The 21,782-nt window shown below is 70.3% G+C and carries 22 protein-coding genes and 1 tRNA gene; 9 read left to right on the top strand and 14 right to left on the bottom strand.

All coding sequences use genetic code 11. The annotated features are described in order from the left end of the window. Positions 1–2: 2 nt before the first annotated feature. The 6 genes from rplT to glpX all read right to left on the bottom strand — a co-directional run bounded on the left by rplT (position 3) and on the right by glpX (position 4,281). Complete coding sequence (gene rplT, locus ETO60_RS03850) at positions 3–368, bottom strand: 50S ribosomal protein L20 (protein WP_130002771.1); 366 nt, start codon at positions 366–368, stop codon at positions 3–5. Between the two features lie 13 nt (positions 369–381). Then, complete coding sequence (gene rpmI, locus ETO60_RS03845) at positions 382–585, bottom strand: 50S ribosomal protein L35 (RefSeq protein ID WP_130002769.1); 204 nt, start codon at positions 583–585, stop codon at positions 382–384. A gap of 155 nt (positions 586–740) precedes the next feature. Continuing rightward, complete coding sequence (locus tag ETO60_RS03840) at positions 741–1,490, bottom strand: SDR family oxidoreductase (protein WP_130002768.1); 750 nt, start codon at positions 1,488–1,490, stop codon at positions 741–743. Beyond that, positions 1,483–2,262 carry a histidinol-phosphatase gene (hisN, locus tag ETO60_RS03835; protein WP_130002766.1) on the bottom strand — a complete coding sequence of 260 codons (780 nt, stop codon included), beginning with the start codon at positions 2,260–2,262 and terminating at the stop codon, positions 1,483–1,485. Before hisN ends, ETO60_RS03840 begins: the two co-directional genes overlap by 8 nt. A 62-nt stretch (positions 2,263–2,324) precedes the next feature. After that, a complete protein-coding gene (locus ETO60_RS03830; RefSeq protein WP_130002765.1) occupies positions 2,325–3,260 on the bottom strand; it encodes a ribose-phosphate pyrophosphokinase in 936 nt (311 codons plus the stop codon). Positions 3,261–3,297: 37 nt separating this feature from the next. Beyond that, on the bottom strand, positions 3,298–4,281 hold the full coding sequence (glpX, locus tag ETO60_RS03825) for a class II fructose-bisphosphatase (protein ID WP_130002763.1): 984 nt from the start codon (positions 4,279–4,281) through the stop codon (positions 3,298–3,300). 91 nt (positions 4,282–4,372) lie between these two features. On the opposite strand from glpX, the gene ETO60_RS03820 reads away from it, so the two are divergent. Continuing rightward, a complete protein-coding gene (locus ETO60_RS03820) occupies positions 4,373–4,810 on the top strand; it encodes a hypothetical protein (RefSeq protein ID WP_130002762.1) in 438 nt (145 codons plus the stop codon). On the opposite strand, the gene ETO60_RS03815 is transcribed toward ETO60_RS03820, so the two are convergent. Continuing rightward, positions 4,807–5,715, bottom strand: a complete 909-nt coding sequence (locus ETO60_RS03815) for a hypothetical protein (protein ID WP_130002761.1) — start codon at positions 5,713–5,715, stop codon at positions 4,807–4,809. The genes ETO60_RS03820 and ETO60_RS03815 overlap by 4 nt on opposite strands. Positions 5,716–6,049: 334 nt before the next feature. Here ETO60_RS03815 and ETO60_RS03810 point away from each other — a divergent pair, with 334 nt between their 5' ends. From ETO60_RS03810 to ETO60_RS03795, 4 genes are all read left to right on the top strand, one after another. After that, positions 6,050–6,727, top strand: a complete 678-nt coding sequence (locus ETO60_RS03810; protein WP_234026305.1) for an energy transducer TonB — start codon at positions 6,050–6,052, stop codon at positions 6,725–6,727. A 54-nt stretch (positions 6,728–6,781) separates the two neighbouring features. After that, positions 6,782–7,663: a MotA/TolQ/ExbB proton channel family protein gene (locus ETO60_RS03805; RefSeq protein ID WP_130002758.1), complete on the top strand. Its 882-nt coding sequence runs from the start codon at positions 6,782–6,784 to the stop codon at positions 7,661–7,663. A 100-nt stretch (positions 7,664–7,763) separates the two neighbouring features. Next, a complete protein-coding gene (locus tag ETO60_RS03800; RefSeq protein WP_199798823.1) occupies positions 7,764–8,297 on the top strand; it encodes an ExbD/TolR family protein in 534 nt (177 codons plus the stop codon). A gap of 31 nt (positions 8,298–8,328) precedes the next feature. Next, a complete protein-coding gene (locus ETO60_RS03795; protein WP_130002756.1) occupies positions 8,329–8,763 on the top strand; it encodes an ExbD/TolR family protein in 435 nt (144 codons plus the stop codon). A 110-nt stretch (positions 8,764–8,873) separates the two neighbouring features. Here ETO60_RS03795 and ETO60_RS03790 read toward each other — a convergent pair whose 3' ends face one another. Continuing rightward, positions 8,874–11,345, bottom strand: coding sequence for a ligase-associated DNA damage response DEXH box helicase (locus ETO60_RS03790; RefSeq protein ID WP_130002754.1), 2,472 nt, complete (start codon positions 11,343–11,345; stop codon positions 8,874–8,876). Positions 11,346–11,512: 167 nt separating this feature from the next. Here ETO60_RS03790 and ETO60_RS03785 point away from each other — a divergent pair, with 167 nt between their 5' ends. Continuing rightward, entirely contained in the window at positions 11,513–12,553 is a 1,041-nt protein-coding gene (locus tag ETO60_RS03785; protein WP_199798822.1) for a BON domain-containing protein, read from the top strand. A gap of 82 nt (positions 12,554–12,635) precedes the next feature. On the opposite strand, the gene pgmG is transcribed toward ETO60_RS03785, so the two are convergent. The 3 genes from pgmG to ETO60_RS03770 are packed head-to-tail and all read right to left on the bottom strand — an operon-like array spanning position 12,636 to position 15,215. Further along, positions 12,636–14,039 carry a phosphoglucomutase/phosphomannomutase PgmG gene (gene pgmG / locus ETO60_RS03780; protein WP_130002752.1) on the bottom strand — a complete coding sequence of 468 codons (1,404 nt, stop codon included), beginning with the start codon at positions 14,037–14,039 and terminating at the stop codon, positions 12,636–12,638. Positions 14,040–14,048: 9 nt separating this feature from the next. Continuing rightward, the gene (locus ETO60_RS03775; protein WP_130002750.1) at positions 14,049–14,354 is read right to left on the bottom strand and encodes a J domain-containing protein; all 306 of its coding nucleotides are present in this window, start codon (positions 14,352–14,354) and stop codon (positions 14,049–14,051) included. After that, a complete protein-coding gene (locus tag ETO60_RS03770) occupies positions 14,355–15,215 on the bottom strand; it encodes a division plane positioning ATPase MipZ (protein WP_234026304.1) in 861 nt (286 codons plus the stop codon). Positions 15,216–15,327: 112 nt separating this feature from the next. Here ETO60_RS03770 and panC point away from each other — a divergent pair, with 112 nt between their 5' ends. Both panC and ETO60_RS03760 read left to right on the top strand, forming a co-directional pair. After that, entirely contained in the window at positions 15,328–16,182 is an 855-nt protein-coding gene (gene panC, locus ETO60_RS03765) for a pantoate--beta-alanine ligase (protein ID WP_130002747.1), read from the top strand. Positions 16,183–16,285: 103 nt separating this feature from the next. Then, on the top strand, positions 16,286–16,999 hold the full coding sequence (locus tag ETO60_RS03760; protein WP_130002745.1) for a c-type cytochrome: 714 nt from the start codon (positions 16,286–16,288) through the stop codon (positions 16,997–16,999). Between the two features lie 70 nt (positions 17,000–17,069). On the opposite strand, the gene ETO60_RS03755 is transcribed toward ETO60_RS03760, so the two are convergent. Next, on the bottom strand, positions 17,070–17,768 hold the full coding sequence (locus ETO60_RS03755) for an RlmE family RNA methyltransferase (RefSeq protein WP_130002743.1): 699 nt from the start codon (positions 17,766–17,768) through the stop codon (positions 17,070–17,072). Then, positions 17,765–18,967, bottom strand: coding sequence for a Ppx/GppA phosphatase family protein (locus tag ETO60_RS03750; RefSeq protein ID WP_130002741.1), 1,203 nt, complete (start codon positions 18,965–18,967; stop codon positions 17,765–17,767). The genes ETO60_RS03755 and ETO60_RS03750 overlap by 4 nt, the downstream gene beginning before the upstream one ends. 180 nt (positions 18,968–19,147) lie before the next feature. On the opposite strand from ETO60_RS03750, the gene ETO60_RS03745 reads away from it, so the two are divergent. Beyond that, positions 19,148–19,221, top strand: a tRNA-Gln gene (locus tag ETO60_RS03745). 5 nt (positions 19,222–19,226) lie between these two features. Here ETO60_RS03745 and ETO60_RS03740 read toward each other — a convergent pair. Beyond that, positions 19,227–21,713: a DUF305 domain-containing protein gene (locus ETO60_RS03740; RefSeq protein WP_130002739.1), complete on the bottom strand. Its 2,487-nt coding sequence runs from the start codon at positions 21,711–21,713 to the stop codon at positions 19,227–19,229. Positions 21,714–21,782 lie beyond the last annotated feature (69 nt).

The raw sequence follows: 21,782 nt of genomic DNA, 5'->3' as shown, positions 1-21,782 counted from the left end.
GATCAGGCCGCCTGCGGCAGCGCGCCCTTGGCCTGCTGGATGATCGCGGTGAAGGCCGCGCCCTCGTTCATCGCCAGATCGGCCATCACCTTGCGGTCGAGCTCGATGCCGGCAAGCTTTGCGCCGTGGATGAACTGCGAATAGGTCAGGCCTTCGGCACGCACGGCGGCGTTGATCCGCTGGATCCACAGGGCGCGGAAGGTGCGCTTCTTCACCTTGCGGTCCCGATAGGCGTACTGCCCGGCCTTCTCCACCGCCTGCCGCGCGACGCGGATGGTGTTCTTGCGCCGGCCCCGATAGCCCTTGGCCTGATCGAGGATCCGCTTGTGCTTGGCGCGCGTCGTGACGCCGCGTTTGATGCGTGGCATGGTGCGCTTCTCCTTACTTCAGGCCGTAGGGCGCCCACAGGCGCACATGGCCCGCGTCGCTGTCGGACAGCACCTTGGTGCCGCGCTGCTGACGGATGTACTTGGCGTTGTGGCTGATCAGCCGGTGGCGCTTGCCCGCCACACCGTGCTTGACCTTGCCGGTCGCGGTGAACTTGAAGCGTTTCTTGACGCCGCTCTTGGTCTTGAGCTTGGGCATTTCGGTCTCCTTGTCACAGGGACACGTTCGCGGCCAGCCATGGCAGCCCTGGTGGCCAGGCCGGCGGATCATCACGTGTCGGTGAAGCTGGCGCGCCTAGCGCAGGACGCGCGCGGACGCAAGACGGCCAGAAGTGGCCGGTCAGAAATGGCCGGTCAGAAATGGGATGTGTACCCCCCGTCGATGCTCAGCGTCTGGCCGGTGATGTAGGCCGCCTCGTCGCCGGCGAGGAAAGCGACCGCGCCGGCGATCTCGTCGGGTCGTCCCCACCGCCCGAGCGCCGTGCGCCGCCGCAGGTGCTCGGCCACGGCCGGATCGCTCACCATGGCGTGATTCGCCTCCGTGGCGAAGAAGCCGGGCGCCACCGCGTTGACGGTGATCCGGGCGCCGCCCAGTTCCGCGGCCAGAGCCCGGGTCAGCGCGGCCAGCGCACCCTTGGACGCGGTGTAAGCGGCATCGCCGCCGCGCGCAATGTCGGCGGCGATGGAGGTGATGTTGACGATGCGGCCCTGCCCGCGCGCCGCGAGCAGGGGCGCGGCCCGGCGGGCAAGGTCGAAAGGCGCGACCAGGTTCACCTCCATCAGCGCGCGGACCGCCGCCCGGTCCAGCACTTCCAGTTGGCGCCGGTCGCGCTGTCCCGCATTGTTGACGAGGATGTCGAGCCCGCCCTCCGCCAGCCGGTCGAACGCCCGCGCGGTCGCCCGATCGTCGGCGATGTCGAAGGCAAGCGGACGCGCCCGCCTGCCAACCGCGTCCGCGGCGCGCGCCAGCGCGGCCTCGTCGCGCCCGTTCAGCCAGACCGCCGCCCCTTCGGCGGCAAGGCGCCGCGCGATCGCCAGTCCGAGGCCCCGGCCCGCGCCCGTCACCAGCGCCACCCGCCCGCTCAGCGCTCCGCCCTCAGCCATGGCCGTGCAGCGCCTCCAGCACGTCGTCGAGCCGCGCCGGGTCGCCAAGTGCCAGCACCTCGCCTCCCGAGCCCGCGTGCAGCGGCTCTCCGGCCCAGTCGCACATGACGCCGCCCGCGCCCTCCACCACCGGCACGAGCGCGGCAAAATCGTGCAGCTTCAACCCGGCTTCGCAGACGATGTCGAGATGCCCTCCGGCAAGCAGCCCGTAATTGTAGCAGTCGCCGCCCATCATCATCCGCCGGTGGTCGGTCGCCCCCGCCAGGGCCATGAACCGGCTGCCCTGCTCGACGGTAAAATAGTGCGGACCGGTCGTGGCGACCGTTGCCTCCGCCAGTGCGGCGCATCCGCGGGTGCGAACCGGCTGCCCGTTGAAGGTGGTGGGCCGTCCCGCAACGCCCACCCACCGCTCCCCCAGAACCGGCTGATCGATGACGCCGAGCACCGGAAAGCCGTCGTCGAGCAGGGCGATGAGCGTGCCGAAGATCGGCCGGCCGGCAAGGAAGCTCACCGTGCCGTCGATCGGATCGAGCACCCATTGCCGCCGCGACTTTCCCTCGCGCGGCCCGAACTCCTCGCCGTGCACCCCGTCCTGCGGATATTCGGCGGCCAGGATCGCGCGCATGGCCTGCTCCGCATTGCGGTCGGCGGCGGTGACGGGCGAGGCATCCGCCTTCCGCTCGGCGGTCGCCGCACGGAACAGCGGACGGATCGCCGCGCCGGCCGCGTCTGCGAGGCGGTGGGCCACGGCGACTTCGGCGGCGAGCCTCAAGGCCGGGCCGCTCCCTCGTCCAGCCACCGTCCAGCGGAAGGGCGGGTCATCCGGCCTGCCGCTCAGTCGAACAGGCTGGACACGGAGGTCTCGTCGGCGATCCGGTGGATCGCCTCGCCGAGCATCGGTGCCATGGTCAGGATTCGGATCCGCTGCGACGCCTTGACGATCTCGGTCGGCTCGATGGTGTCGGTGATGACGAGTTCCGCCAGGGCCGAGCCGTCCACCCGCGCGACCGCGCCGCCGGACAGGACGCCGTGGGTGATGTAGGCGGCGACGCTCTGGGCGCCGTTGTCGAGCAGCGCCTGCGCCGCGTTCACCAGCGTCCCCCCTGAATCGACGATGTCGTCGATCAGGATGCAGTGCCGTCCCTCGACCGAGCCGATGATGTTCATCACCTCCGATTCGCCAGGCCGGTCACGACGCTTGTCCACAATGGCCAGCGGGGCGTTGTCGAGACGCTTGGCCAGCGCCCGCGCCCGCACAACTCCGCCCACGTCGGGAGAGACCACCATCAGATCCCGTCCGTCGTACCGTGCCTGGATGTCGGCCGCCATCACCGGCGCCGCGTAGAGATTGTCGGTCGGAATGTCGAAGAAGCCCTGGATCTGCCCGGCGTGCAGGTCGACCGACAGCACCCGGTCGGCGCCGGCTTCGGTGATGAGATTGGCCACCAGCTTGGCGCTGATTGGCGTGCGCGGACCCGGCTTGCGGTCCTGCCGCGCATAGCCGAAATAGGGCACCACCGCCGTGATCCGCCGGGCCGACGCGCGCCGCAGCGCATCGATGCAGATCAGCAGCTCCATCAGATTGTCATTGGCCGGATAGCTGGTCGACTGCACCACGAACACGTCCTCGCCGCGCACGTTCTCGTGCACCTCGACGAAGATCTCCTCGTCCGCGAACCGGCGCACGGAGACATCCGTGAGCGGTGTTTCGAGATAGGCGGCGATGTCCCGGGCGAGCGGGAGGTTCGAATTGGCGGCGAGGATCTTCATGGCGCGGGTGCTGCTCTCCTGTAGGCGGACGGCGGCATCACCGCACCCGGTGCTCGCCGCGGATCCAGCGGACCGTGCCGCTCGAGGCGCGCATCACCACAGATTCGGTCGTCATCCGGCCGTCGCGCCGGTGCTTCACCCCCTCCAGCAGCGACCCGGAGGTCACGCCGGTGGCGGCAAAGATGCAGTCGCCGCGCGCCAGGTCGTCCCGGGTGTAGATCCGGTCGAGGTCTTCGATGCCCCATTTGCGCGCCCGGGCCCGTTCCTCGTCGTTGCGGAACAGGAGGCGCCCCTGGAACTGCCCTCCGACACACCGCAGGGCCGCGGCAGCCAGCACCCCTTCGGGCGCGCCGCCCGAGCCCATGTAGAGATCGATAGTGGTGTCCTCGTCCGTCACCGCGATGACACCGGCCACATCGCCATCGCCGATCAGCACCACCCCGCAGCCAAGCGCGCGCAGCTCGGCGATCAGCTCGGCATGGCGCGGTCGGTCGAGCACGCAGACCATGATCTCCGCCGGCTCCACCCCCTTGGCCGCCGCCACCGCGCGCACATTCTCCGACGGCGATTTCGCCAGATCGATAATCCCCTCGGGGTAGCCCGGACCCACGGCGATCTTGTCCATGTACACGTCCGGCGCGTTCAGGAGGCACCCTTCCTCCGCCGCCGCCAGCACGGCCAGCGCGTTGGGGCCCGCCTTGGCGGTGATGGTGGTCCCCTCCAGCGGGTCGAGCGCGATGTCGATCCTGGGACCGGTTCCGGGCGCCCCTCCGACCTTCTCGCCGATGAACAGCATCGGCGCCTCGTCGCGCTCGCCCTCGCCGATCACCACCGTCCCGTCGATTTCGAGCGTGTCGAACGCGCGCCGCATGGCCTCCACCGCCGCGGCATCGGCGGCCTTCTCGTCCCCCCGGCCGATCAGCTTCGACGCGGCGATCGCCGCCGCCTCCGTCACCCGCACCATCTCCAGCACCAGCACCCGGTCAAGCGGGCTGCCGCCCCCCTTGTCGTTCATGGTCATCTCAGGTTCAGTCCCCGTGGTTGTGTGTGGTCGCCACTAGAAGGGGGCAGGCGCAATGTCGAGCGCAGCGCGAAGTGTGGTCGGGCTGCTCATGGCCGCGATCGCAGGCCCGCTCGGCGCCGAACCGCCGCCGGGCAGCGCCGACCATGCGCTCGCGGCGGCGCGCGCGGCCTACGGTCCGGCGCCAGAATCCGAGCCCTGCACCGCACAGGAAGAAGCCGCCATCATCACCGGCGAGATCGTGGTGTGCCGCCGCCGCGCCACCGAGGAGCACCGGCTGCGCGGCGCGGACGAGGCGCGGCGGCGCCACGCGGCGGCCACCATGGATGCGGGCGATCCGCGTGCGCCCGACCCGGGTCCGCCGCCCTGCCGGCGCGGCGCGCCGGGCTGCGTCCACTTCGGCCGCGTGCCGCCCCGGATCTTCGCCATCGATGTGACCGCGCTGCCCGAAGCGCCGCCGGGCTCGGATGCCGACCGCATCGCCCGCGGACTGGCGCCACAGGGTTTGGACGCCGCCGCCCCGCCCTAGGCGCGCGTGCGGTCGCAGGCGCCCAGCTGCTCCAGCACCAGCGCGTAATCCGCCACGGCCTGGCGCCGCGCCGCCGGGTCGCGGGCAAGGTCCGCCTCCTCGGGCAAGGTCCGCGGCAGACCGCAGGCGAGCCGGTACCATGCCAGCGTCTCGCGACCGGGGGCAGCGGCCGACTGATCGACAAGCTCGCTCCACGACACGCCCCAGCGCGGCGCCTGACCCGGCCGGCGCACCACGGTCAGCGACGCGGGCCGGCCGTCGGCGGTGCGCAGGAAGATCTGTGTCTCCGATTCGCCGACGAGGTTGCCGGGGATGGACAGCACGTCCTCGATCCCGGTGATCACCGGCGGCCGGTCAGGCGCAAGCAGCGCGGCGAGCACCGGGCGCAGCCGCTGTTCCAGCGCCGGCGTGGCGGCCAGCTGAGCATCGGGCGCAACCAGCTGGAGTTCGTCCGGGCGGCCGGGCACGAGGCGCGCGAAGACGACCACGCTTTGCCGGCGCAGGCGCGGCGCCCGCCCCCGTGCGTCGCGCGGCACGTCGGCCAGCCACCGCAGCCGCGCCCCCACCGGCGCCGTGCCGGCAATCAGCGCCTCCGTGTCGCCTTCGAGGAAGAGCCGCGCCTGTCCGGGAGCAAGGCCCATGGCGCGGTCGCCGCGCACCTCGGCTTGGCGCCGCACGGTCAGGCGCACCACCACGTCCGCCGCTTCCGCGAGGGAGACGAGATCCGCGAAAGTCGGCTCGGCGGCTGTCACCGGCGCATTCGCGCCCGCGGTCGGGCGGCCGGACGGCTGGGCTGCGGCCGCGGACGGCAGAAGGGCGAGCATGCCGGCCATCACCAGCGCCGCCCCGCGCCTTGCGCCGCCCTTCACCCCTGCTCCCGCCACTGCTCTCTCCTCTTGCTTCATGCTGCGTTCACCCCTTGCCCGGTGAACATGCTCCCGTCTCCAGTGGAGCGGCCGGTGCGTGAACCGGGCTTGAACCTCTTTAGCGTTTGCGCTGCCAAACCGCGCCCGCTAAGGCAGCGACGGCGGGCGCGGATCCCATCCGGCACCCGCGGCGGGGGTTGGTCCGATGCGGAACAACCGAGCTGCTTCGTTGCTTCTCCTGTTGGAATTTCGGGAAAGCTGATGGATAATGCAATCGCAGGATGATCGACATCCGGCGGTGTGATCAACGAAGGCTGGCCCGGCCGGCCTCTTGACGGAGTGATGCGACCGAATGGCCTATGCCGACCAACAGATGAGTTCCAATCGCATCATTGCGATCATCATTGTTGTGCTTGTTCACCTCGGCGTCGGTTACGTGCTCGTCACCGGTCTGGCCTATCAGGCCGTGACCAAGGCGATCGAGCGGGTGACCACGGTGGACGTGACCGAACCGCCGCCGCCGCCGGAGGAACCGCCGCCACCGCCGCCGGAAAACATCCCGGCCGCTCCGCCGCCGCCGGTGGCCGTGCCGCCGCCGATCAACGTGTCGACCCGTCCGCCGGACATCCGCACGACCACCACGATTCCGCCTCCGGCTCCGCCCGCAGTCTTCATTCCGCCGCCGGCCCCTCCCGGACCGGCGCCGGCGCCGCCGCCGCCCCCACCCCCGCCGCCTCCGCCGCCAGCTCCGTCACAGGCGCGTCCGGCCACGCCGCAGGGCCAGTCGGGATGGGCGCGTCGCATTCAGGACAACTATCCCAGCCGGGCGCTCAACGAAGGCACGCAGGGACGCGTCGGTGTGACCGTCACCGTCACGCCGCAGGGCCGGGCCGCCAACTGCCAGGTCACCAGCTCGAGCGGGTCAAGCATTCTCGACCAGGCGGCCTGCCGCGGGATGGAACAGTATGCCCGCTTCAACCCGGCACTCGACCGCGACGGAAACCCGACCGAGGGGCGCTACACCACCACCATCGTCTACCAGATCAACTAATCGTTCCACTTGACCGCGAAAGCGGGTCTGCACGTTCAAGAAAAGGATTTCGCAATGGTTTGGAACCTCATCGCAGCGGCCGCGACGGATGCGCCGGTCAACCAGTTCGGCTTCTGGGAGGCCATGGAACAGGGCGGCGCCATCGCCTGGTTCATCTTCGGCGTGCTGGTGATCATGTCCGTCGGTTCGTTCTACATCCTCATCACCAAGCTGCTCGAGCAGAACAAGGTCATGCGGCAGTACAACGACGTCCGCGGCAACTTCTGGCGTGCCAGCTCCCTGGAAGAGGGCGCCCGCAAGCTCGAGGACAACAGCGCTTGGCGCCAGCTTGCCGACGACGCGATCGCGGCGAAGAAGGACCACGGCAAGATGACCGACGACGTCGAGGCCCATGACTGGCTGCACGGGTCCATGGTGCGGTCGGAGTCCTCGATCATGGCCAAGCTGTCGCAGGGGCTGCCGTTCCTCGCCTCGGTCGGTGCGACCGCGCCGTTCATCGGGCTGCTGGGCACGGTGATCGGGATCTACCGCGCGCTGATCAACATCGGCCTCGCCGGCAGCGCCTCCATCGACCGCGTCGCCGGTCCGGTGGGCGAGGCGCTCATCATGACCGCCATCGGCCTGTTCGTGGCGGTGCCGGCGGTGCTCGCCTACAACTGGCTGCAGAGCCGCAACAAGCGGATCCAGGCCATGCTCAGCGGCTTCTCCAACGACCTGATGGCGAACATCACCTCGAACGGTGCGGTGAAGCCGGCCGTGGCCGCGGCCCCGGCCGCCGCCAAGGCGGGCGCCACCACCAAGCCCGCGACGGCTCCCGTCAGCGGCCGCCCGGCTCCGGCCGGCTCGGCGGCGGCCGCGGGGTCGACCACCGCGGGTGCGGCTGGGGGCGCCACGGCGGGGATGACCTCGACCACCAACACGCCGCCCAAGCGCTGAGCGGTGAGGCCGGGAGGTGGCGGACGCGACCGTCCGGTTCATCGCCCGGCCACCCTCCGGTCCGCATGATCAGCAGCATTCATCTGAATAGGACGACCTGATGGCAATCTCGATGGGAGGCGACGGCGGCGAAACGCCGATGTCCGACATCAACACCACGCCGCTTGTGGACGTGATGCTGGTGCTCCTCATTATCTTCCTGATCGCGGTTCCGGTCGCGATCCAGACGATCGAACAGCTGCGGATCCCCGTGCTGGAGACGCAGGAATCGCAGGACAAGGTGGAGAACCTGCTGCTGACCGTCAGCACCACCGACGAGGCCGGGCGCAGTGCCGGCGAGCCGGGCTTCACCGGCGCCTCGCGCAGCGGCGAGTGCCGGGTCTACTTCAACAACATCACGCCGGTGACGTCCGAAGAACTGTACGAACGCGCCTTCGACCGGCTCGACCGCATCGTCCAGGCCGCGGGCGGCCCGGAGGCGATCATCCAGAACCCGGACGCGATCCCGCAGGTGCACATCCGCGGCGACGTCAACGCACCGTGGCGCTGCATCGCCGGCGCGATCTTCAACGTCCAGTCGGCAGGCTATCCGACGGTCGGCTTCATCTCGAACCCCGTCGACCCCAACGCCTGAGCCGGGGCCAGAACACAGGAGCACCCTCACCATGGCAATGTCCGGTGGCCGCGACGACGGCAATCCGATGATGGACATGAACACGACGCCGCTGATCGACGTCATGCTCGTGCTCCTCATCATGTTCATCATCACCATTCCGGTGGCGACCCATTCGGTCGACATCGACCTGCCCGTGCCGAACCCGAACCCGCCGCCGGCGGATCAGATCGATCCGATCCGCAACAAGATCGTCATCGACGAGCAGGATCAGGTGCTGTGGAACGGCACGCCGATCAGCGACGGGGAGCTGGTCCGCAACCTGGAAGCCACACGCGGCATTCAGCCGGAGCCGGAGCTTCAGTTCGAACCGGTCGGCGGGGCGAGCTATGACCGCAGCCTGCGGGTTCTCGACATCATCAAGGCGTCGGGCGTGACCAAGTTCGGCTTCGTCGGCAACGAACAGTACCGCACGTTCGGCACCTGACCCGTGCTGCCCGGAGCGGGCATGAACTCCTGATCTGGACCAAAGGGGCGGAGTGATCCGCCCCTTTTTCGTGACCGGCGGGTTGAAAGGCGCGGCGACCGTCCGGCGGTTCAGCCTTCCTCGGTCTCGATCGGCAGGTCGACCCGCATCGCCTCGGCCGCCAGCCCCTCCACCTCGACCAGCAAGGCATCGTCCGTGTCCGCGGACGCCGTGTTCTCCCGGCCGACGATGACCAGCACCGGCACGGCCAGCGGGCTGACCCGCTCGAGCGGCACGTGCCGCAGCTGCGTTGCGGCGACGTCGAGAAGGTCGGCGAGACGTCCCACATCGGTCATCATCGTGCGCGCGTCAGCCCAGGCCGCTTCGAGCAGCAGATGGTCCGGCTCGTAGCGGCGCAGAACATCGTAGATGAGGTCGGTGGAGAAGGTCACCTGCTTGCCGCTCTTGCGCCGGCCCGGCTGCTGCCGCTCGACCAGGCCGGCGATCACCGCGACCTCGCGGAAGGCACGGCGCAGGAGGTGGGAATCCTGCACCCAGGCGACGAACTCGTCGGTCAGGATGTCCGGCGACAGCAGCGGGGCCGGATCGGCAACAGGCTTCAGGCTCCACACGGCGAGGCTGTAGTCGTTGGCGTTGAAGCCGAGCGGATGCAGGCCACGGTCCTGCATCCGCTTCGTCACCAGCATGCCGAGTGACTGGTTCGCGTTCCAGCCGATGAAGGTGTAGAACACGGCGTAGTGCCGCCCCGCGCGCGGAAACGTCTCCACGAGCAGGGTGCCCGGTTCCGGCAGGGCGCTGCGCCAGTCCTGCACTTCCAGCCATTCGCGCACGTCGTCCGGGAAACGCGCCCATCCGGCGCGGTCGGCCAGCAGCTCCCGCACCCGGTCGGCGAGATGGGTGGTCAGGGCCATCCTGGTGCCGCCATAGGAGGGAATCATCGCCGCCTTGCTGGAGGCGCGCACCACCACCTCCATGTCCCGCACCTGTTCGACCTCGAGGCTCGTCCCGGCGAAGGAGAAGGTGTCGCCCGGCGACAGAGCCGCTGCGAACCGCTCCTCGACGCGGCCGAGCTGGCGTCCGTTGCGGAACCGCACGGTGAGCAGCTCGCTGTCGATGATGATGCCGGCGTTGAGGCGGTGGCGCGCGGCGAGGTCAGGATGCCGCAGGCGCCAGGTGCCGTCGGGCAGGCGGATGATGCGCTGGAACCGGTCATAGACCCGCAGGGCGTATCCGCCGGTGGCGACGAACTCGAGCACGCGACCGAGCGTCGCGGCGTCAATCCAGGCATAGGCAAGGCACGAGCGCACTTCCTCGAGCAAAGCCGTCTCGGCGAACGGACCGGCGCAGGCCATGGCCATGACGTGCTGCGCCAGCACGTCGAGGCTTCCGGGGCGAAACGGCTCGCCGTCCCGCTTGCCCTCGGCAATGGCATCGCGGGCCGCCGTCGCCTCCAGGAACTCGAAGCGGTTGCCGGGCACGATGAGGGCGCGGCTGGGCTGGTCAAGGCGGTGATTGGCACGCCCGATCCGCTGGAGCAGGCGCGAGGAGCCCTTCGGCGCGCCCATCTGGATAACGAGGTCGATGTCGCCCCAGTCCACGCCGAGGTCGAGCGAGGCCGTCGCCACGAGCGCCCGCAACTCGCCGCGCGCCATCGCGCCCTCCACCTTGCGGCGCGCCTCGGTCGAGAGCGACCCGTGGTGGATGCCGATGGGCAGATTGTCGTCGTTGGCGTCCCACAGATGCTGGAAGACATACTCGGCGAGGAAGCGGGTGTTGGTGAAGACGAGAGTCGTGCGGTGCCGACGGATGGCGTCGTAGACCTGCGGGATGGCCCAGATTGCCGCGTGCCCGCCCCACGGCACCCGCGCCTCCTCGGGAAGCAGGATGTCGACCTCGGGCTGCGCGCCCGGCTCGCCCTCGACGAGCGCCACGCTGTCCACATCCCCCCACGGAGCGAGCCAGCCGCGATACAGCTCGGGATCGTCGACCGTCGCCGACAGCCCGACCCGCTGCAGCCCGGGGGCCAGCGTCTGGAGCCGGGCGAGCGCGAGGGCAAGCAGGTCGCCGCGCTTGCTGCTGGCGAAGGCGTGGATCTCGTCGACCACGACGCGGCGCAGGCTTGCGAACAGCGTCGCACTGTCCGGGTAGGACAGCAGCAGAGACAGACTCTCGGGCGTGGTGAGCAGGACGTGAGGCGGCCGCTCGCGCTGACGCCGCTTGCGGTCGGACGGCGTGTCGCCGCTGCGCGTCTCGACCCGCAGCGGCAGCCCCATCTCTGCGACGGGGGTCATCAGGTTGCGCTGCACATCGACCGCCAGCGCCTTCAACGGCGAGACATACAGGGTGTGAAGCCTGTCTGCCTCTGCCGCGCCGTCATCCCGGCAGAAGTCGACGAGCGTCGGCAGGAAACCGGCAAGCGTCTTGCCCGCGCCCGTATCCGCCACCAGCAGGGCGTGCCGGCCGGAAGCGGCCGCCGCGACCATGTCGCGCTGGTGACGGCGCACGCGCCAGCCGCGCCGTGCGAACCAGTCGGCGATGCGCGGCGGCAGTGCGGCCTCTGCGGATGGGGGGGGTTCGACCATGCACCTCGCCCGACACGGCTTTGGCGGCTGCTGTCAAGGCGCGCCGCGCGCACACGTTCCGAAGGCCGTGCGATGAAGCGACGAGCGCGCGCGCCGGTTCGAGAAACCCGCGCATTCTCCGGCGGTTCACCTTGCAAGGGCCGGCGCTCGGACGACCGCAGGCACCGATGAACGTGATGAGCAGGAGAGCAGAGATGGACAACCGCTACCGCAACAATGACCGGAACCGTTACGGCCGGCAACAGGAGCAGTTCAGCGACGACGACCGCCAATATGACGAGCGCGGCTCGCGCGGGCAGCGGGACTGGTCCTACGACGACCGCCAGCAGCGTCAGTACAGCCAGGGAAGCGCCTCGCGCAGCCAGTATGGATCGGGCGACCGGTACCAGCAGGGCGGCGGCTACAACGCCATGGACGATTACGAACAGCCCTATCAGGGCAATGCCGGCTATGGCGAGCGGTCGCGCTCCTTCTCCCGCGATGACGACTATGGCAGCAGCGGCCGCGGGTACCAGAGCCGGGGACAGGAGTTCGGCCGCGGATCCTACAGCGGCGGCGAAGGCTTTGGCGGCGGCATGTTCCGCGACGACAGCTACAGCCGTGACGACCGCTACGACCGCTACGACGGCTCGGATTACCGCGGCGGGGACAGCTATGGCCGCGGACGTTCCGAGGACCGGTATTCCAGCCGCAGCTATGGCGGACGCGACGATTACCGGCGCGACGATGACCGGGGCTTCTTCGAGCGGGCCGGTGACAAGATCGCCAGCTGGTTCGGGGATGACGACGCGCGGCGCCGCGACGAGGGCCACCGGGGCCGCGGGCCGGGCAACTACAAGCGTTCGGACCAGCGGGTGCTGGAGGATGTCTGCGATCACCTGACCGAGGACTACGCCCTCGACGCCAGCAACATCGAGGTCACGGTGCAGGACGGGGAGGTGACGCTGGACGGCACCGTCAGCAGCCGCTCGGAAAAGCGCCGCGCCGAGGATTGTGCGGAGCGGATCTCCGGCGTCAAGCACGTGCAGAACAACCTGCGGGTGAAGGAACGCGACTACGGCAGCGGCAGCAGCAGCTACGGGTCGCAGCAGACCTATGGCAGCACGGGGTCGAGCAGTCAGACCGGCCTGACGGAATCGTCGGGCGTCCGGAAGGATCCGAACGCCACGAACAAGGCGACGGGCTCCGGCAGCGGCACGACCGCCTGATCTTTGCCGGCGCCACAAGGAAAGGGCCTCCCGCGCGGGAGGCCCTTTTCACATGTGCGGCGCACGGCCGGCGCCTTGCCGGTCAGTGGCCGGCCTGCTCTCCCCGCTCCAGACCCGACAGCGCCAGCTGCGCGTCGATCTGCTCCATGAGACGCGCCAGCCCCTCCTGCGTGTCGCTTTCCGCCCGCGCGACGAGCACGTCCTGCGTGTTCGAGGCGCGCAGCAGCCACCAGCCGTCGGCCGTGCTGACCCGGACCCCGTCGGTGTCGTTCACGTCGGCACCGCTGCCCGCCAGCCGCGCCTTCACCTCGTCGATCGCGGCGAATTTCCGGCTCTCGTCCACCTGGAAGCGCATTTCTGGCGTGTTGAGCATCTGCGGCATCGCCGAACGCAGTTCCGTGACGCTGCGCCCGAGCCGGGCAGCCGCGGCAATCAGCCGGACACCGGCGTAAAGCGCATCGTCATACCCGTAATAGGTGTCGGCGAAGAAGACATGGCCGCTCATTTCCCCGGCCAGCGGCGAACCGGTCTCCTTCATCTTGGACTTGATGAGGGAATGTCCGGTCTTCCACATCAACGGTTTGCCACCATGCGCGGCGACAGTGTCGAACAGGGCGCGGCTGGCCTTGACGTCGGCGATGACCGTGGCGCCCGGCATCCGGGAGAGCACGTCCTGCGCGTAGATCATCAGCAACTGGTCGCCCCAGATCACCCGCCCCTCGCCATCGATGGCGCCAATCCGGTCGCCGTCGCCGTCGAAGGCGATGCCGAAGTCGAGCCCCTCGTCCCGCACCAGGGCGCGCAGGTCGGAAAGGTTCTCCTCGACGGTCGGGTCGGGGTGGTGGTTGGGAAAGGTGCCGTCGACCTCGGTGTAGAGCAGCCGGTGCGTTCCCGGCAGCCGCGCGGTCAACTGCTCGAGCGCCGGTCCCGCGGCTCCGTTGCCGGCGTCCCAGCCGACCCTGAGACGGCCAAGCGCCGCGTTGTCCACGCCGTCGAGCCCGCCGAGGAGCGCCTCGATGTAGCGGGGCATGACATCGATCCGGGTGGCCGTTCCCTGCCCATCGGACCATGTGCCCGCCGCGGCCCGGCGGCCCAGTTCCTGAATGTCCGCGCCGAAGAACGGGCGGCCCTGAAAGACCATCTTGAAGCCGTTGTAATTGGCGGGATTGTGGCTGCCGGTTATCTGGACGCCGCCATCCACATCCTCCAGTGACGCGGCGGCGAAGTACAGCATCGGCGTGGCACCGAGGCCGATCCGCACCACATCCACGCCGCCGGCGGTCAGCCCTTCGACCAGCGCCTGTTCCAGCATGGGCGAGCTGGTCCGGCCATCATAGCCGACGGCGACCCGGCGACCGCCGGCCTCGCGCAGCATGGCGGCAAAGGTGCGGCCGATGGCGCGCGCGTCCGGCGCGCCGAGCGTCTCGTCGATGATGCCCCGGATGTCGTATTCGCGCAGCACGGTGGGGTGGAACGTGTGGGTCATGCCATCTCCTCAGGAGTGTTCGTCAGGCCGGGCGAGCAGCAGGTCACGGGCGGCGTTGGCCGCGGACGCGCGCGGTCCTTCCCCGCCTCTGTCGGGATGGACCGACGTCACCAGCCGCCGGTGGGCGTCAACGATCTGCGCCCGTGAGGCGCGGGGGCCGACCCCGAGCGTCCTGCGCGCGGCAGCGAGGGCAGCCTCGTCTGCGGAGCACCGGGGCCGCCCCGGACCGTTCACGCGGCGCGGCCATAGCCAGCGCCCGGTCACGAGGCGAAGCGCGAGCAGCGCGAGCAGCGCCAGCAACACGACCTTGGCCATTCAGCGCACGTCGGCCAGAGCGGGCACGGTGCTGGACGCAGGCGCCGCGTCGGACGGGCGCCCCTTTTCCGGATCCTCGGCCAGGACGGGCAGGTGCAGCGCCGCGACGAGCTGGCGCAGTTCCTGCCGCGCGACGAGGTGGCTGGTGCCCAGTTCACCCAGATGGCCGCGGTCCAGAAGGGTGAGGCCCGAAGGAAACAGTTCGCGGTAGATCACCCGTTCGGACAGTCCCTTGACGACGCGGAACCCGACCCGCTTCGACAGTTCGGCCAGCGCCTTTTCCAGCCGCGCCTGATTGCGGGCTTCCACATGGCCGGTGCGGTTGCGCACCACGACCCAGTCCATCTGCCGGCGCTGCTGCTCGATGGTGGCGCGGCTGCGCTTCAGCCGTGCCTCCCAGATCAGCTCGGCATAGAAGGACAGCTTGCGAACCTTGAAGCTTTCCCCTTCGACCTGGCCAATGAGGTCGAAGTCGACGAAGCTGTCGTTCATCGGAGTGACGAGCACGTCCGCCTCGCTGGCGACATGACGCGCCAGCGGGTCGTCGCGCCCCGGCGTGTCGAACAGCACGACGTCGCATTCCGCCGCCGCGGCCGCGACGCGCTCCTCCAGCTCCTCGGGTGTGCCGCCATCGATCACTTCGCAGTGCGCGCCGGGCAGGGCGATCCTGCGCCGCCGGGCCGTGTCCACGCGATTCTCGAAATACCGATCCATCGTTCGCTGGCGATGGTCGAGATCGAAAGCCGCCACCCGGAGACCGCGATAGGCGAGCGCGACGGCGACATGCACCGCGGTCGTCGATTTGCCCGTTCCGCCCTTTTCGTTGGCGAAGGTGATGCGTAAGGGGCGAGGATCGGACACGGGCGAATGTTCCTGTCGGGACCTGACGCGGCCGGCTGAGGCGACGGGTCGGACAATGGCTGCGCCGGTTTCCCGGAGCCGGCGTCCACCCCTTACAAGAGGCTCTGTTGACGTGCAAACCATCAGCCGCCTGCCCCTGTTGAGAACCGCGCTGGATGCGCTGCGCCGCGCCGGCGGCACCATCGCCTTCGTTCCGACCATGGGCGCGCTGCACGAGGGGCACATGGCGCTTGTGCGCGAGGCGGCGCGGCAGGCGGATCACGTGGTCGCTTCCATTTTCGTCAACCCGACCCAGTTCGGCCCGAACGAGGATCTCGCCGCCTACCCGCGCCGCATGGCGGCGGACCAGTCGGCCTTGGCGCAGGCTGGCGTCGCGCTGCTGTGGGCGCCGGATGCGGCGGAGATGTATCCGTCGGGTTTCACCACCGAGGTGCGGGTGCCGTCACTCTCGACCATGCTGTGCGGCGCGCATCGGCCGGGGCATTTCGCCGGCGTCGCCACGGTGGTGTGCAAGCTCTTCAACCAGGTGCGGCCCGACGTGGCGGTGTTTGGTGAGAAGGACTGGCAGCAGCTTGCGGTGATCCGCCGCATGGCCCGGGACCTCGATCTCGCCGCGCCGGCGCCCGGCCGGATCGTCGGCGTTCCCACCGTGCGCGAAGCCGACGGTCTGGCCCTGAGTTCGCGCAACGCCTATCTCGACCCGCAGGAGCGGCTCCAGGCCGCACAGCTCCCGCAGGCCATGGCGGCGGCGGTGGCGGCGCTGCGGTCCGGCGAGCCGGAGAGCCGCGTGCTCGGCACCCTGCGCGACGCGCTGGTCGCAGCCGGTTTTGCCGTGGACTATGCCGAATTGCGCGACGGCGACACGCTGGAGACAGCGCCCGTGCTCACGCCCGCGACCCGGCTGTTCGTCGCCGCGCGCGTCGGCCGCACGCGCCTGATCGACAACATGGCGGTGGAAGGCGGCTGAGCGCGGCTGCACGGTGGGCGCCCTTGCGTCCGCGGGTGCAGGGCTCTAAGGCGGGGCGGGGCCGCCCGGCCGCTTTCCGCCACCGCAGGTTGCACGCACCGCCATGAATGACCGCACCAACACCATCTTCGGCTGGATCCTGTTCTCCGGTATCGTCGCCCTCGGGCTCTCGATCCTCAGCGGCAAGTTCTTCCACGCCAACAATCCGCCGCCGCCCGAGCAGTTCGGCTATGCGATCCAGGGCCTTGTCGAGGAAGGTGCGGCGGAAGACGGACCGGATCTCGGCACGCTGCTCGCCAATGCCGATGTGGCGGCGGGCGAAAAGGTTTACGCCAAGTGCGTCGCCTGCCACACCATCAACCAGGGCGGCGCCAACGGCATCGGGCCGAACCTGTGGGCCGTGCTCGGCACGCCGGTCGGCCAGCATGCGGCCGGCTACGCCTACTCCAGCGCCCTGTCCGGCCACGGCGGCACGTGGACCTACGAGAACATGGATGCCTGGCTGGCCAATCCGCGCGCCTTTGCTCCCGGAACCAAGATGAGCTTCGCCGGCCTGTCGCGGCCTGAGGACCGCGCCAACGTCATCGCCTTCATGCACGCGAACGGCGGCGGCCCGCCCTTCCCGGCTCCCGCGGCGCCGGCAGGCGGCGAGGCGGCGGCCGAGGCCGCGTCGGCGCCCGATGCCGGACCCGGCACGGTCGAAGGGGCGAATCCCAGCCCGCAGGAGGCCGTGGGCGGCATGGGCGCGGCGCAGCAGGTGCCGACCGCTCAGGGCGCGCCGCGCAACTCCGGCGACACCAAGCCCGGCGGCCAGTAAGCCGCACCGGCCGGCGGGGCGTCGCCGCTCCGCCGGTTGACAGGCGCGCGAGGCGGCGGCGGCGTGCCGGTCAGTCCGCAGCCGGAGCGGCCTGGTGCGCCGGGACCATCGCGGGCTTGCGGTTCATGGCGACCACATACCATTCGGAGCTGCCCTTGCGGCTCGCCGGCGGCTTGGCATGCCTGACCGAAGCGAAATGGCGCTTGAGTTCCGCCAGCAGCGCGCCGTCCGTCCCCCCGGCCAGCACCTTGGCGACGAAGTGCCCTCCCGGCGCGAGCGTGTCGAAGGCGAACTGAGCCGCCGCTTCCACCAGCCCCATCGTGCGCAGATGGTCGGTCTGCTTGTGGCCGACCGTGTTGGCCGCCATGTCCGACAGGACCAGATCCGGCGGTCCGCCGAGCGCCGCGAGGATGCGCGCATCCGCACCCGGCGCCGTGAAATCCTCCTGCAACAGCACCACGCCTTCCATCGGCTCGACCGGCAGCAGGTCGATGCCCACGATCGCGGCCTTGGGCGCCCGCTGCCGAACGACCTGTGCCCAGCCGCCCGGCGCCGCCCCGAGGTCCACCACGCGCGTTGCGTGACGAAGCAGCGCGTAGCGGTCGTCGAGCTCGCGCAGCTTGTAGGCGGCGCGGCTGCGATAACCCTCGGCCTTTGCCTGCCGGACGTAAGGGTCGCTGAGCTGCCGCTCGAGCCAGCGGGCCGACGATGCCGTTCTCCCGCGGGCGTTGCGCAGCCGCTTGCCCGGATCGGCGCGCCCGCGCGTCACCGGTCCCGTTCGGCGCGCAGCGCGGAGCGCCGCCGCTCCGCCACGTGGTCGGCGGCCATGAGGCTGCGCAGGATGCCCTCCCGGATCCCGCGGTCGGACACGCCGAGGCGAAGCGCGGGCCAGATGTCGAGGATCGACTCGAGAATGGCGCAGCCCGCCACGACCAGATCGGCACGGTCGTCGCCGATGCACGGAATGCGCCGGCGCTCGTCGCCGCTGATGCTGACCAGCCGGCGGCTGATGTCGCGCATCGATGCCGAAGGCACGATCAGCCCGTCGACCGCCTGACGGTCATAGTGGGCGAGTTCCAGATGCAGGCTGGCCAGGGTTGTCACCGTGCCGCTGGTGCCCAGCAGGCGGATTCCGCCCGGCGCGCCCCTGCTTCCGGCGATGCGCCGGGCGAAATCGGCGAAACTGTCGCTGACCAGCCGGCGCATGGTGGCATAGCGCTCCTCTCGCGCCGCCGCATCGCCGTCGACGCGGCCTACCGTGTCGGTCAGCGACACGACACCCCAGGGGACGCTTTGCCAGTCGATGATCCGCGGCACCGCACGGTCCTGCTCGACCAGGACGAGTTCGGTCGAGCCGCCACCGATGTCGAAGATGATGGCCGGCCCCGGCCCGGCTTCCAGGAGGACATGGCAGCCCAGCACCGCGAGCCGCGCCTCCTCCTGCGCCGAGATCACGTCGAGCACGATCCCCGTCTCGGCCCGGACCCGCTCCACGAATTCGGCGCCGTTTTCGGCGCGGCGGCATGCCTCGGTGGCGACCGACCGCGCCAGATGCACCCCGCGCCGGCGCAGCTTGTCCGCACACACATGCAGCGCCCCGACAGCCCGGTCCATCGCCCGCTCGCTCAGCCGTCCCGTCGCCGCCAGCCCCTCGCCAAGCCGCACCACGCGGCTGAAGGCGTCGATCACCGTGAAGTTCTCGGCCGAAGGACGGGCGATCAGCAGCCGGCAGTTGTTGGTGCCAAGGTCGAGTGCGGCGTAGGCCTGCCGCCGGATGGGAAAGCCGCCGGCCGGGGCCGCGGGCCGCGCAGCGGGAATCGCGAACACCTGCGGCACCGGCTCCGCGCGCGGCGACACGCCCTTGCCCCGTGCTGCAACCGATCTCCCGTTGCCCTGTGCTACGCCGGACGCCTTGCCCCTCTTCCTTCGACCCGATGCATACCTGTCCGGCGGATGCGCGTCCGCCATGATGAAACTTTCCGTGTCAGGGCCGGCCGCAGCCGGCAGATGTGCGCGAATGCTAGCGCGCGAAGGGCCGGGCGGCAAGCGCGCGCCGCGCCGCCGCCCGGCTTGACGCAGTGATTGCTTGTGACTAGACGGCCGGGCGTCCGTGTCGCGTCTGCTCCAGGCGCTCGCAGCCGGACGGATTGCCCCGTCGTCTAATGGTAAGACTACGGACTCTGACTCCGTCAATTGAGGTTCGAATCCTCACGGGGCATCCAACCGTTCAGCCCAGCTTCCGCGCGATGCCCTCAAGCGTGCTGCCCAGTGCGGCGGCGCGGGCCGCGTCGGGTGCGTTGCCAGTCCGGGCCGCCCGCACCCTGGCCGCCGCCTGGCGCAGCGTCGTGGCTGCCGCGCGGTCTTGCTGTCCCCCGTCGAGCGCCCGCTGCGCGCCGGCGAGGGACGCGCGCAGGGACCGCACGAGACCGGCATCAAGCGCACGCGAGCGTTCCAGCTGATCCACATAGGCCAGCGCGACCACCGGCACGTCGGGCCAGGTGACGGGTGTCTGGCGCTGGGGATTGAAGGCACCCTCCCCTTCGGCGAGCGCCGCCGCCGCAATCTCGTTGGCCGACAGGTGCTCGCTCGGCTCGAGCCGCAGCACGTCCAGACCCCGCACGATCTCGGTCGCATAGATGTGGCCCCGATGGAAATAGGCCGACCAGAACCCGGCCACCGGCATCTGTTCGGCGTCGACCGGACCGCGGTCGAAGAAGCCGATTTCCACCGGTGCGGTGCTGTCGGTGAAGTCGAACAGCGACAAGCCGCCCTGGTACCAGGCCTGGATCATGAGGTCGCGGCCCGGCACGGGCACCAGCGATCCGTTGTGCGCGACGCAGTTCTCCTTGTCGGTCTGAGGAGCGGGCATCTTGAAGGTCGCCCGGCGCTGCAGCGTGCCGTCGACGATGTCGAAGATGGCGTTGGCTCCCCAGTCCAGCGGATCCGACGCGCGGCAGCGCGGCTGGGTTCCGCCGCCCCATTCGTCGGTGAACAGCACCTTGGTCCCGTCATTGTTGAAGGTCGCGGAGTGCCAGTAGGCAAAGCCGGTGTCGACCACCGCATCCATGCGGCGGGGGGCGCGCGGATCGCTGATGTCGAGCAGGATGCCGTTGCCCGAACAGGCTCCCGCCGCGATCCGGCGGGAGGGAAACACGGTGATGTCGTGGCACTGGTCGGTCGCGCGCGTCGTCTGGGTGCCCGGACCGTGATCGCCGCCGCGCCACAGCCCGGCGATGTTGCCCTGTTCGTCGGCGAACACGCGCGGGCTGTCGATGATGCGCGCCGCCGCGGGATCGGCGACGGGGATCTCGATCACGTCGATGGAGAACAGCGCGGTGCGCGGGTCGCCGGCAACACCTCCGACGCAGCCGGCAAGCTCGGCCTCCGCCCGCACCCCGGCCGTGCCGGAGTTGTAGACGATGATGCTCGGCTGCTCCGCCGTCGGCAGGGTGACGACCGAATGGGTGTGCGACCCGCGGCAGGTCTGCACCTGCCCCACCTGTCGCGGACGGGCCGGGTCGGCAATGTCGAAGATGCGCAGGCCGCGGAACCGCTCGGCGCTCACGTCCTCGGCGATGCCCTGCGATCCGCAATCAACGCGCCCGCGGGTCTGTTCGACGCTCATCAGCAGCAGAGTGCCGACGATCGACACGTCACCCTGCCCGCCCGGACACACGACCGCGCTGACGAGCCGGGGCGCCGCATCGCCGCTCAGACGATAGAGCTTGAAGCCATGGTAGTTGCCCACGGCCATGAGGTCGCCGGCAAAGGCGAGGTCGGTGTTGGCGAAGCTGAGCAGCGGCGTCCGGCTGGCGAATCGCGGCGGGGTGCGGGCGGCCGGCGCGCCCTCGCCTTCCGCCGCCGCTGCATCGGCTGCAGGGCCGGCCAGTCGCGGCTGAAGCGAAGCGGGATTGGCCGGGTCGAAAAAGCCGTCCGGCTTGGGCAGGGAATGCACCAGCGTCATGTTGCGGGCCGCCTGCCCGGCGTCGCGGAACCCCGGCGCCAGCCCGACGCGCGGGTCATCCGACATCGCCGCGAGCTGCGCCGCCATGCGGTCGATCTCCGCCCGCTGGTCGTTGACCACTTCGGTGGTGAAGTCGAACAGGGCCGGATCGTGTGCCGACCCGGGCTGGGCGAGCAGGCTCTCGACCATGGTGATGGCGCCGCGGTGGTGCTCGATCATCAGGCTGAGGAACAGGCGGTCGAAAGCGGCGCCCCGCTGTGCCGCGAGCTGCGCGAACTGCGCCTCGGTCAGCATGCCGGGCATGGCGTGATGGGCATGGGCGCCGTGGTGGGTGTGCCCGTGCTGCCCGTGGCCGCCATGTCCGTTGGCGGCAGGCGCGGCCTCGGCATCGAGCGGCTCGCCGCGCTCGGACAGCCAGCCGCGCATGAAGGCGATCTCGTCGTCCTGCGAGATGCGGATGCGGCGGGCGGTGTCCACGATCACCGGGTTGCTGGTCCGTGCGCTCACCATGTCGGCAAGCCGCAGCGCCTGCGCGTGATGGGCGATCATGTCGCGCATGAAGGCCGCGTCGGCGGCGGTGTAGCGGGTGTCGGCGAGCCGCGCCGCTTCCTGGGCACTGATGACGCGGGGCGGCGCCCCGGGCACACCCGGCTGCACGACGGTGGCGGGCTGCGCCGCGAGGAGCGGAGCAGCGACGGCGACAAGGGCAGTGGACAGCAGCAGGCGCGGAACCGGGGTGAAGGGCGTCATCGGCGGGGAGTGCTCCTGAGGATGGGACGGCGCACCTTCACACAGGCGCGGCGGCGGCGTCAAACGCTC

It is taken from the genome of Qipengyuania thermophila (genome assembly GCF_004153605.1).
Classification (GTDB): domain Bacteria; phylum Pseudomonadota; class Alphaproteobacteria; order Sphingomonadales; family Sphingomonadaceae; genus Qipengyuania_B; species Qipengyuania_B thermophila.
Note: the sequence above shows the minus strand (reverse complement) of the source record. Positions and strands in the feature narration are given on the sequence as shown.